The sequence below is a fragment of the Lonsdalea britannica genome, from assembly GCF_946477055.1.
Taxonomy (GTDB): domain Bacteria; phylum Pseudomonadota; class Gammaproteobacteria; order Enterobacterales; family Enterobacteriaceae; genus Lonsdalea; species Lonsdalea britannica_A.
This window is the reverse complement of record NZ_CAMKXG010000166.1, coordinates 1-8,022: the sequence shown is the minus strand read 5'-3', so window position 1 is coordinate 8,022 and position 8,022 is coordinate 1. Positions and strand designations below refer to the sequence as shown.

Here is an 8,022-nt window from a genome sequence, read left to right as displayed (position 1 = left end):
TACGCCGGATCAGTGCCACCAGATAGCGGACGCGCTGAGTCAGGCGATGCCGCGTCTGGACGGCGTCCTGCACAACGCCGGGTTGCTGGGGCAGATTGCCCCCATGACGGAACAGTCCGTCGATATTTGGCAACAGGTGATGCAGGTCAACGTCAATGCCACCTTTATGCTGACGCAGGCGCTACTTCCCCTGCTCCTCAAGTCGTCCAGCCCTTCGCTGGTATTTACCAGCTCCAGCGTAGGACGCGAAGGGCGCGCGGGCTGGGGCGCCTACGCCGTCTCTAAGTTTGCTACCGAGGGCATGATGCAGGTGCTGGCCGAAGAGTATCGCCACCGTAATCTGCGGGTGAATTGCATTAATCCAGGCGGAACGCGAACATCGATGCGGGCAACGGCCTTTCCTGACGAAGATCCGGAAAAGCTGAAAACGCCAGCGGACATCATGCCGCTCTACTTATATCTGATGGGCGATGACAGTCGACGCAAGACAGGAATGAGTTTTGATGCCCAACCGAGAAGGAAACCCGGCGCGGCGGAATAACGCGGATAGATTGAATCAGCGGTGAGAAAGAAAGGCGATCTAAAGAAAATAAAACGGGATACCGTATCGAATGCGGTATCCCGTTTTCTATCAGCCGTTACGCTTGGAAGGCGGGTTACGACGGCTTGGCGCCGCACTTACCTGGCTGTGTCGTTTCACTGCACGGCGGATCTGATGGGCCTTCATCCGACGGCGTTCACGTTCAACCGGCAGTTTACTGACGGTTTCAGGCGGCAGCTGAACCAATTCGCGCAGGTAGTTGACGTCTTCCAACTTCATTTCAGACCAGCCGCCACGCGGCAGGCTCTTCGGCAGTTGGATATCGCCGTAACGTACGCGGATCAGGCGGCTAACCTGAACGCCCACGGCTTCCCACAGACGACGCACTTCGCGGTTACGCCCTTCGGTCAGCGTCACGTTGTACCACTGGTTCATGCCTTCTCCGCCCTGATAGCGGATGGTGCGGAACGACGCGGGGCCGTCATCCAGCTGTACGCCTTTACTCAGCTGTTTGATTTTATCGTCGTCTACCGTGCCGAAGACACGAACGGCATATTCACGTTCGACTTCGCGGCTCGGATGCATCAAACGGTTCGCTAATTCACCGTCGGTGGTGAACAGCAGCAGACCGGAAGTGTTGACGTCCAGTCGACCGACCGCCACCCAGCGCGCGCCCTGCATTTTAGGAAGACGATCAAACACCGTCGGACGACCGTCGGGATCGCTGCGCGTACACAGTTCCCCCTTCCGGTTTGTAATACATCAGGACCCGGCATACGGTCTCTTCGGTGTCACGTACCGTCACCACGTGACCGTCGATACGGACTTTGGTCGCTTTGGTGACATCGACGCGATCGCCCAACGTGGCGATTTTACCGTCGACGCTGATGCGCCCTGCCTGAATCATTGTTTCGATTTCCCGGCGTGAACCATGTCCTGCACGCGCCAGTACTTTTTGTAGCTTTTCGCTCATTGAGCAACCTCTGAGTGTCGCCTTCACAGGCGTCGGGGGGAGAGATGCGCCGACGTTCAAAACGTCCACGCATGAAATTTTGCGGCGCGATTATAACTGCATTCGCGCCATTTGTATGCTGAATGTTGCCGGGGTGAGACGCGTCAAAGAAACGGGGTAATGTCGCCGGTGCCTTCGCGGATCACCTCCGGCGCATCGCCGGTGAGATCGATGACCGTGGTGGGCTGCTGCCCGATAAAGCCGCCATGAATGATCAGGTCGACCTGTTTACCAAGGTGATCCTGAATCTCTTCCGGATCGGATTCGGCGAAATCGTTGCCCGGTAACATCAGCGTCGTGGACATCAGCGGCTCGTTCATTGCCGCCAGCAGCTCCAGCGCAATCGGGTTTGCCGGAACGCGCAGGCCCAGGGTTTTGCGCTTCTCATTCATCAGGCGGCGCGGAACTTCTTTCGTGCCCTTCAAAATAAACGTGTAATTACCCGGCGTGTTGTTCTTGATGAGTCGAAACGCGGCATTGTCCACGTGAGCATAGGTGGACAGTTCAGACAGGTCGCGGCACATCAACGTAAAATGGTGATTACTGTCCAGATGACGAATGCGGCAAATGCGCTCCAACGCCGATTTGTCTTCCAACTGACAGCCCAACGCATAGCCGGAGTCGGTCGGATAAACAATCACTCCGCCCTTACGCAAGACGTCGACCGTCTGAGCGATCAACCGCGCCTGCGGATTTTGGGGATGAATATAGAAAAATTGACTCATGTACCACCTCATTTCTTCAAAACGTGAAATCCGCGACAGCGACGCTCCGCGCCCAGCGTTTTCACGTGCGGCTGACCCTCACGCCGTCAGCCCGTCTTTCAGTGCCGGATGTTCCCAAACCGGTTCCACTCCACCGGGCAACCACAGTTTTCGCCCGAGCTCTATCCAGGCGCAGGGATAGTGAAAGTCCGATCCCTGAGATCCCAGTAAATGATAGTCCTGCGCATAACGCGCCAGTTGCGTCCGTTCATCGGGCGCCTGCTGACACTGCGCCACTTCCATCGCATCGCCCTGACATTCGGCAAAATGCGCCAGCAGTCGTTTCAACCACTTGGCGCTGAGCTGGTAACGGCCGGGATGAGCCATGACCGCCGCACCGCCGGACTGATGAATCACATCTACGGCCTGTTTTATTGTACACCACTGCGGCGGAACGTAGCCGGTTTTGCCCTTCGCCAGATAGCGCTTGAACACCTGATTAATCGCCGTGGCCTTACCCTGCTCGACCAGATAACGGGCAAAGTGCCCGCGAGTAATGACCCCGCCGGCCGCCAGTCGGGTGGCGCCTTCCAACGCGCCGGCGACCTGCGCCTTTTCCAGCCGGGCGGCAATTTGCTCAGCGCGTTGCTGACGGTAGTCCGCCTGTTCGGCGAGCAACGCCACCATCGCCGGATGGTGCGGGTCGATCCCCAATCCGACGATATGAATTTCATGATTTTCCCACAGCGTGGACACTTCAACGCCTGCCACCAGTCGCAGCGGCAACGCCTCAAGTCGAATCGTCTCTCGCGCTTCGTTCAGGCCAGCGGTGGTGTCATGGTCGGTGATAGCCAGCACGCCAACGCGCATCGTCACCGCACGGCGCACGAGTTCTGCGGGTGTAAGTCCGCCGTCGGAGGCCTTGGTGTGACTGTGCAGATCGTACAGTGGGAATGAAGCAAGGAGGGAGGTTTCTTCTGACACGCAGTGCATCCATCTCGTCGGACAAAGATAAGTTCAGACGGCATGATGCCATCAATAGCCATAAAAAGGTAAGAAAGATAATCATCCTGATGCGCCCCGCTCCCCATCCATCCGCATAATTAATTTTTTGTTTTTGGGTTGACTTACCCTGAGCGTTCCAGTTAACTAGTACGCAAGTTCAGTAACGGATTAAGAGACAGACTAATGGCGATGCAATCGAAAAAATACAGTGCAGGTTGGTGGCGCTTCTCCCTCTGAGGGCGAAACGATCGCGCATACCCATTATCTGATATGCAACATCCTTAAGCCCGCTCAATGCGGGCTTTTTCATGGATAAAAAAGAGTGACCATCATGCCAAACACCAAACCAGAAATTGAATTATTACGCGCCGAGGCCGAGTACCGAGACGACCCGAGCGCGATATTTCATCAGTTGTGCGGCGCCAGACCCGCTACGCTGCTGCTGGAGTCCGCAGAGGTCGACAGCAAGCAGAATTTGCAGAGTCTGCTGATCGTAGACAGCGCCTTGCGCATCACGGCGATGGGGACGCAGGTTTCCGTTCAGGCGCTGACAGCCAACGGCGCATCGCTACTCCCGTTGCTGGACAGCGCGCTGCCGCCGGAAGTCCGGGTTGAAGCACGTCCGAATAGTCGCGAGCTGACCTTTCCGGCCATCGATGCCATGCAGGACGAAGATGCGCGTCTGCGCTCGTTGTCCGCCTTCGATGCTTTGCGGCAGTTGCTTACGCTGGTGATTTGCCCGGACAATGAACGCGAAGCCATGTTCTTCGGCGGCCTGTTCGCCTATGACCTGGTCGCTGGGTTCGAAACGCTGCCTCCACTCAATCAGCAGCAACGCTGCCCGGACTACTGTTTCTACCTCGCCGAAACCCTGCTGATTGTGGATCATCAGTGCCAGATGACGCATCTGCAGGCGAGCCTGTTTACACCGAATGCCGATGAGCGTCAGCGCCTGCAGCAGCGTCTTGAACAGCTGCAGCACCAGATGACTCAGCCTGCGCCTTCACTGCCTCGTCAACACGTAGAAAGCATGACGTTGAGCTGTAATCAGAGCGACGAAGATTTCGGCGACGTCGTCAGACAGATGCAGCAGGCCATCCGCCTGGGCGAAATTTTTCAGGTGGTGCCGTCTCGCCGTTTTTCGCTGCCTTGCCCTTCCCCGCTGGCGGCGTATCAGACGCTGAAGGAAAACAACCCTAGCCCATACATGTTCTATATGCAGGATCAGGACTTCACGCTGTTCGGAGCGTCCCCGGAAAGCTCGCTCAAATATGATGCCGCTAACCGCCAGATTGAAATCTATCCTATCGCCGGAACCCGACCACGCGGCCGTCGGGCGGATGGCTCACTGGATCGCGATCTGGACAGCCGCATCGAGCTGGAAATGCGCACCGATCATAAAGAGTTGGCGGAACACCTGATGCTGGTCGATTTGGCGCGCAACGATTTGGCGCGGATCTGCGAACCTGGCAGTCGCTATGTCGCCGACCTGACCAAAGTCGACCGCTACTCTTTCGTGATGCATCTGGTGTCCCGCGTGGTCGGTCAGCTACGCGCCGATCTTGATGTCTTGCACGCCTACCGCGCCTGCATGAATATGGGCACGCTGAGCGGCGCACCTAAAGTCCGCGCCATGCAATTGATTGCCGAAAGCGAAAAAACGCGCCGTGGTAGCTACGGCGGCGCCGTCGGTTATTTCACCGCCCGCGGTGATCTGGATACCTGTATCGTGATCCGCTCCGCCTATGTCGAAGACGGCATCGCCACCATACAGGCGGGCGCTGGCGTCGTGCTGGACTCCGACCCGCAGGCCGAAGCCGACGAAACCCGCAATAAGGCTCGTGCCGTTTTGCGCGCCATCGCCAGCGCCCATCATGCCAAGGAGGTGTTCTGATGGCTGATATTCTGTTACTCGATAACATCGACTCGTTTACTTACAATCTGGTCGACCAACTGCGCGCCAGCGGCCACCACGTCGTGGTTTACCGCAACATCATGTCGGCCGACGCGATTATTGAACGTCTGAAGCAGATGGAACAGCCGGTGCTGATGCTGTCTCCGGGCCCCGGCGCTCCGGCCGACGCTGGCTGCATGCCGGAGCTATTACAGCGACTGCGGGGACATTTACCGATCATCGGCATCTGTCTGGGACACCAGGCGATCGTCGAGGCCTACGGCGGCCATGTGGGTCAGGCCGGTGAGATCCTGCATGGCAAAGCATCTAGCATCGAACACGATGGGCAGGCCATGTTCAGCGGATTAAGCAATCCGTTGCCGGTCGCCCGCTATCATTCTCTGGTGGGCAGTGATATTCCCGCAGCGTTGACCGTTAACGCACACTTCAACGACATGGTGATGGCCGTTCGCCACGACCAGGATCGCGTCTGCGGCTTCCAGTTTCATCCGGAATCTATTCTTACCGCCCATGGCGCCCGCTTACTAAATCAAACGCTGGAATGGGCTCTGGCATAAATTAAGCAAGGACACGACATGCAAACCTTACTTCAAAAGCTATATTCTGCAGAAACGTTGAGCCGTGAGGAGAGCCAGCAGTTATTCGCGGCGATCATCCGTAATGAACTGGAGCCCTCACAGCTGGCTGCCGCGTTGATCAGCATAAAAATTCGCGGCGAAACGCCGGATGAAATCGCCGGCGCGGCCAGCGCACTGTTGCAAGATGCACAGCCATTTCCGCGCCCGGATTATCTGTTCGCCGATATCGTCGGTACGGGAGGCGATGGCACCAACAGCATCAACATCTCTACGACGAGCGCTTTCGTAGCGGCGAGCTGCGGCGTGAAAGTGGCCAAGCACGGTAGCCGCAGCGTCACCAGCCGCTCCGGTTCTTCGGACCTGCTGGCCGCCTTCGGCATTAAACTGGATATGTCCGCGGAAGCGTCTCGTCAGGCATTGGACGAATTGGGCGTCTGCTTCCTGTTTGCGCCTCAGTATCACACGGGATTTCGCCATGCCGCGCCCGTTCGCCAACAGTTGAAGACCCATACGCTGTTTAACGTGCTCGGCCCCTTGAGCAACCCGGCACGTCCGCCGTTGGCGCTGATCGGCGTTTACAGTCCCGACCTGGTGAAACCCATGGCGGAAACGCTGAAACTGCTCGGTTATCAGCGCGCGGCCGTCGTTCATGGCTGCGGAATGGATGAAGTCGCCATTCACGGACCGACACAGGTGGCGGAACTGCGTGACGGCAGTATTGAAACCTATGAACTGACCCACCGGGATTTCGGGCTGGAAAGCTATCCGATGTCGGCGCTGGTTGGCGGATCGCCTGAAGAAAACCGACAAATGCTGGCGCGCCTGCTGCAAGGGAACGGGGAACCGGCTCACAACACTGCCGTTGCGGCCAACGTCGCGCTGCTGTTAAAACTGTTCGGACAGGAAAACCTGGCGCAGAATGCGCAGCAGGCATTGGAAGTTATTCACAGTGGTCAGGTTTATCAGCGTGTGAAAGACCTGGCAGCGAGAGGACAGTAAACCATGCAGGATACCGTTTTAACTAAAATCGTACGGGACAAAGCCGTCTGGCTCGAAGAACGTCGTCAACAGCAGCCGCTGGCGGATTTTCAGTCACAGATTGTACCGAGCCAACGCAGTTTTTATCAGGCGCTGAAACAGACTCGACCTGCATTTATTCTGGAGTGCAAAAAAGCCTCGCCCTCGAAAGGACTGATCCGTGAAGATTTCGATCCGGCGGCGATAGCGCAGGTATACGAAGACTACGCCTCGGCGATTTCTGTGCTGACGGATGAAAAATATTTTCAGGGCAACGTCGAGTTTCTGACTCGCGTTAGCGCCGCCGTTCATCAGCCCGTGCTGTGCAAAGACTTTATTATCGACCCCTATCAGATCTATCTGGCCCGCTACTATCAGGCCGATGCGATTCTCCTGATGCTTTCCGTGTTAGACGATAGCCAATACCAGCAGCTGGCCGAAGTGGCGCACAGTCTGAAAATGGGCGTTCTCACCGAAGTGAGCAACCCGCAGGAACTGGAACGGGCGATTGCGCTGAAGGCTCAGGTTGTCGGCATCAATAACCGCGATCTGCGCGATCTGTCTATCGATCTCAACCGCACACGCACGCTTGCGCCGCAACTGCCGCCGGACGTGACGGTTATCAGCGAATCCGGCATCAGCCGCTATGCGCAGATCCAGGCGCTAAGCCGCTATGCCGACGGCTTCCTCATCGGCAGTTCACTGATGTCGGAATCCGACCTGACTATGGCCGTTCGCCGTGTCATTCTGGGCGATAACAAAGTCTGCGGATTAACCCGCGCGGAAGATGCCAAAGCCGCGTTTGAGGCGGGAGCCGTATACGGCGGGTTAATTTTCGTCGAGTCATCCCCGCGTTATGTCACGGTGCAGCAAGCCTCTGATGTGATGGCCGGCGCGCCGCTGCGCTATGTTGGCGTGTTCCGTAATGCGCCGTTAAGCGACATCGCCACCGCCGCCCATGAGCTTCGGCTGACGGCAGTACAGCTGCATGGCGACGAAGATACGGCTTACATTGCGGCACTGCGTCAGCAACTGCCTGACGACTGTCAAATCTGGCAGGCGGTCAGCGTCGGCGACGCCCTGCCTAATCTTGAACGCCCCCATGTCGATCGCATGGTGTTGGATAACGCGCAAGGCGGCAGCGGTCAGACCTTCAACTGGCAGGTGCTGGAAGGCGCTAAGCTGGACAACGTGATGCTGGCGGGGGGGATCTCCCCGGATAACGCCGACCGTGCCGTTACATTCGGCTG

7 protein-coding genes, 1 pseudogene and 1 other annotated feature are annotated in these 8,022 nt (G+C 57.4%); of the genes and pseudogenes, 5 read left to right on the top strand and 3 right to left on the bottom strand.

Going from position 1 to position 8,022, the window contains the following annotated elements:
• Positions 1 to 541 (top strand): YciK family oxidoreductase (locus tag Q7O77_RS11735; protein WP_304167344.1); only part of this gene is annotated, 541 nt, incomplete at its 5' end.
• Positions 542 to 631: 90 nt separating this feature from the next.
• Here Q7O77_RS11735 and rluB read toward each other — a convergent pair.
• The 3 genes and pseudogenes from rluB to Q7O77_RS11720 form a co-directional block, all read right to left on the bottom strand.
• Positions 632 to 1,514, bottom strand: a pseudogene (rluB, locus tag Q7O77_RS11730) (23S rRNA pseudouridine(2605) synthase RluB).
• Between the two features lie 143 nt (positions 1,515 to 1,657).
• The gene (locus Q7O77_RS11725) at positions 1,658 to 2,278 is read right to left on the bottom strand and encodes an L-threonylcarbamoyladenylate synthase (protein WP_304167341.1); all 621 of its coding nucleotides are present in this window, start codon (positions 2,276 to 2,278) and stop codon (positions 1,658 to 1,660) included.
• 78 nt (positions 2,279 to 2,356) lie between these two features.
• Positions 2,357 to 3,241 (bottom strand): PHP domain-containing protein, encoded by an 885-nt coding sequence (locus Q7O77_RS11720; protein WP_304167339.1) that lies wholly within the window; start codon positions 3,239 to 3,241, stop codon positions 2,357 to 2,359.
• 231 nt (positions 3,242 to 3,472) lie between these two features.
• Positions 3,473 to 3,572: a sequence feature (Trp leader region), on the top strand.
• 21 nt (positions 3,573 to 3,593) lie between these two features.
• On the opposite strand from Q7O77_RS11720, the gene Q7O77_RS11715 reads away from it, so the two are divergent.
• The 4 genes from Q7O77_RS11715 to trpCF form a co-directional block, all read left to right on the top strand.
• A complete protein-coding gene (locus Q7O77_RS11715; RefSeq protein ID WP_304167337.1) occupies positions 3,594 to 5,156 on the top strand; it encodes an anthranilate synthase component 1 in 1,563 nt (520 codons plus the stop codon).
• Complete coding sequence (locus tag Q7O77_RS16995) at positions 5,156 to 5,734, top strand: gamma-glutamyl-gamma-aminobutyrate hydrolase family protein (protein ID WP_369696221.1); 579 nt, start codon at positions 5,156 to 5,158, stop codon at positions 5,732 to 5,734. Before Q7O77_RS11715 ends, Q7O77_RS16995 begins: the two co-directional genes overlap by 1 nt.
• A gap of 18 nt (positions 5,735 to 5,752) precedes the next feature.
• Positions 5,753 to 6,754 carry an anthranilate phosphoribosyltransferase gene (gene trpD, locus Q7O77_RS16990; RefSeq protein WP_369696220.1) on the top strand — a complete coding sequence of 334 codons (1,002 nt, stop codon included), beginning with the start codon at positions 5,753 to 5,755 and terminating at the stop codon, positions 6,752 to 6,754.
• A gap of 3 nt (positions 6,755 to 6,757) precedes the next feature.
• The coding region (trpCF, locus tag Q7O77_RS11705) for a bifunctional indole-3-glycerol-phosphate synthase TrpC/phosphoribosylanthranilate isomerase TrpF (protein WP_304167334.1) at positions 6,758 to 8,022 on the top strand (1,265 nt) is incomplete at its 3' end.